Below are 3,801 nucleotides of genomic sequence, written 5' to 3' on the forward strand. Positions count from 1 at the left end.
CTACAGTATACAAAAAACGTAGGCTTACGCCTACTGACATTCATCTCCCACCTAAAATTGGTGTTTCACACCTTCACATTTTTGAGGAAGGAGTCTTCTGTCAGAAAACGTTAAATTTTTATAAAAGAAAACAACCTGTATAAAAACAGGTTGTTTTCTTTTATAGGGTAAAACAAAGAAAGAGTGGAAAAAAATGCACAAACTTCTAGGGCACAAGAAGTAAAACAATCGTAGAAAACTAAAAATTCTGATATCTCACTAGATAAGGGTTTTTGTTTTCTCTTTCTTTGTTGTTATGAGTATAGCATTAAAAACGACATAAATCAACAAAAAATCTCACAATTCTTATTTTTTCGACATTATACCGTAATTCCTCCACACATTATTTTTTTAAGCGCTATGTATATTTTATATCTGTTACATGATTATTTTATATATTAGGAAGTAAGTAATTCATCATAACTAATCCTATGGTAATTCCTTTGTGAATCTTTATATATATATAATTATATTTAAAATCATAACTTTTAGAATTGAGGTGACCATCATGAGAAGTTTCGGTTCATTAGTAATTTCGGTTCTGGTGCAAAGATAAAATAAATGAGAATATAGCGCATATATTTCTAGCGGAATTGTATTTTATGCTGTTAGCCCAAACAATTGATGGATGAATTCTTTCTGATTTTGAACAGACTGATCCCGTAAATCAATCTGTTCTTTTTTGATCATATGCATGACTTCTACTCCTGCAAGAATGGATGTAGCTGTGCCAAAAGACTTGAACCCTAACATAGAACGCACACGTTTCTTAATAAGACGATGATCTTGTTCCACTATATTATTGAGATATCTAACTTGTCTAAGCTTTATGCCTTCAGGCATATGTTTTTCTTCTTTCAACGCTTGAATTGCTATAGGATAGGCAGGGTTCTTATCGACTGTTATCACGCGAGGTTTAGAAACGTACGAAAAAGCCAGGGCTTTCTTGAAAAAACACTTGGCGGCTTGTTTATCTCTTGATTTACTTAGATAAAAATCAATGGTATTCCCTTCTGAATCAACGGCACGATATAAATACATCCATTGCCCTTTTACCTTAATATAGGTTTCATCGACTCTCCATGAATCATTTGTTGATTTTAGATGATGTCGTACTTTCTCTTCTAATTGAGGTCCATATTGATGAACCCAGCGCATAATCGTTGTGTGAGCAATGGATAATCCTCTTTCCTCCATCATTTCCACCAGGTTACGGAAGCTCAAATTGTACCGTAGGCACCACCTTACTGTTAATAAGATTAGTTCAGGCTGATAATGTTTCCACTTGAATAGGTTTTGCTTTTCCAAACTGATCACGTCCTTTTTTAGAGTATTAGTATGTCTAAGGTTCAGAGATTAGTTACATAAATCTTATAGTTTTTGCACCAGAACCCTTTTTTCTTATTCCCCCTTTTCAAGGGGATAAACAAAAACACCCGATTTCAAATTCTTTTAGTTGATAGACGTGAGACTACTATTTTAGTAAGTTGACAAAAAATGTCGAAAAATAGCTAAAATTGTCTAATTTTGATTGCTATACGACCTGTTCGATGTTAAATTCGAAGTAATAAGAAAAAAGGGAAATGGGTTCGTTCCATTCCCATATCCTACCTTTCGTAATTATTTAGTATGAACACGGATGGAGATTTCTTTCTTCGGGTATGTTTTATATTTATCAAACTCTAGGACGATTTACGAGCACTTATTTCTTAATTTTCAAAAAATGAAACCGACAGGAAATAGAAATCAATTACATTCATTCATCGAAAGGGCTTTAATGGAACGAATTGAAAAGGAAAGGATGATTTATATGCAGAAAAAGAATAATTTTATGTTCCAAAAACCGATGAAAGTACTTGCGACATCTGCTATTTTGGCAACCACACTATTTACACCTACTATAACAAATAACTTGACAGTTCAAGCTGAAACGGTTGCCGCGCAAACTGAAAATCAATATGAACAGAGGGAGTTTAAACTTCCAGGTACAGGAGGTTACTATGAGGAATCACTAAGAGAAAAAAGATCATATACAATATCATATATGCCAACAGGAATCTATGTAAAACCGAATGAACAAGTTACAATTGAAGTATCGGGAACAAAAAAGATTAAAGCGATTATTGGGACAACTGAATATGATAAAGAAGCGGGAAAAGAAATTGAGCTTTCTCCTGGTTCTAACACGATCTCCTCTCCGAACGGTGGTTTATTAGGGTTTGATAACTATCAAAAAACAGGAACAGTTACGGTGAAAGTAACACAAGGCGGGAGCCCTGTTCCATTCTTTGAACTAGGGAAGCATACGAAAGACGACTGGATTGCAATGATGGACAAGTACCCAGATGCACATGCTGTACAATTGAAATCAGAAAAAGCAGTACTTACCGTTACGCAGGATAGTGCCAAGAAATATATTGTGGATCAAGATCCTGTTCCTCTATTAAAAAAATATGATGAAATGATTCGAGCACAAGATAAGATATCAGGGTTATCTGAAACAGACCCGAATCCGAAGCATCGTCCAACACATCGCATTTGGCCTTTTGCAGAAAATCCTAAAAAAACAACTTGGGGCATGTATGCAAGTACTAATGGAGTATTTTTTACTACTGCTGGTAACGCAATCGAAAGTGCTTTAGATGTTAATAAATTTGGATGGGGACAAATGCATGAAGCAGGACATACAAGACAGCAAACACCATGGACGTGGGAAGATCGAAGAGGTACGTGGGAAGTAACTGTTAACCTATATTCTTTAGCTGCACAAAAGCAATTATTCCCGAATCAACCAACACGTTTAGAAAAATCGGGGGATTACGATAGAGCCTTTACATATTTAAAACAAACAGATAAAGAATATAAAAATATTGACGACTTGTTTGTGAAACTTGTTATGCTTTGGCAACTTCAATTAGCATATGGTGAAGATTTTTATCCAAATCTTCACAAACTGTATCGAGAGTTACCACTGGATCAAATTAGATTTCCTAATGAAGAGAAAATACAATTATTTATTTACAATACATCGAAAGTAGCGAAACAAAATTTACTTCCATTTTTTGATCAATGGGGGCTGAAAGCATCACAAGAAACGAGACAAAAAGTAGAAGCTTTAAATAATCCAACATTAATTGCCCCTATATGGGAAGCGACGGATGCTAAACCTGTTAAACCACTAGCTGTATTGTCTAAAAAAATAATGAAAGCAAGTGCAAACAGTGAGGAATCACGTGATCCAGCTAGTAACGCAATTGATGGAAACCCAAATACAATGTGGCATAGCAAATGGAGTACAACAAATCAATATCCATACAACTTAACGTTAGATCTCGGTCAGACGAAAACGATTACTCAAGTAGCGTGTCTCCCGCGTCAAGATGGTGGGATTAATGGCCGTATTTTAAACTATAATATTTATACAAGTATGGATGATAGTAACTATCAAAAAGTAGCTTCTGGAACATGGGAAGATAGTACGACACAAAAATTGGCAACATTCGAACCTGTTTCCGCTAAATATGTAAAAGTGGAAGTAACGAACGGAAAGAATGGATTTGCTTCTATAGCAGAAGTAGATGTTCTAACTGATTCTTCACCTGTTAAACCATAAGTATTACCAAAACATACAATGTGTAACTTTTAAATAAAGTTTGATAAAAAAGCTTGCTTGATTAATAATCACAAGCTTTTTTTGTTTCTTGGGTGTTTTTGTCTATCCCCTTGAAAAGGGGGAATAAGAAAAAAGTAACCCAAAATCCT

Annotated in this window: 2 protein-coding genes; one reads left to right on the top strand and one right to left on the bottom strand. The window is 34.8% G+C overall.

Annotated features, from left to right (window positions below):
* Positions 1–639 precede the first annotated feature (639 nt).
* Positions 640–1,347, bottom strand: coding sequence for an IS6 family transposase (locus V7038_RS25825; RefSeq protein WP_335695843.1), 708 nt, complete (start codon positions 1,345–1,347; stop codon positions 640–642).
* 469 nt (positions 1,348–1,816) lie between these two features.
* Between V7038_RS25825 and V7038_RS25830 the strand changes: the two genes are divergently transcribed.
* Complete coding sequence (locus V7038_RS25830) at positions 1,817–3,652, top strand: M60 family metallopeptidase (protein WP_335695844.1); 1,836 nt, start codon at positions 1,817–1,819, stop codon at positions 3,650–3,652.
* Positions 3,653–3,801: the final 149 nt, after the last annotated feature.

The sequence above is a fragment of the Bacillus sp. JJ783 genome (assembly GCF_036963225.1).
Classification (GTDB): domain Bacteria; phylum Bacillota; class Bacilli; order Bacillales; family Bacillaceae_G; genus Bacillus_A; species Bacillus_A cereus_U.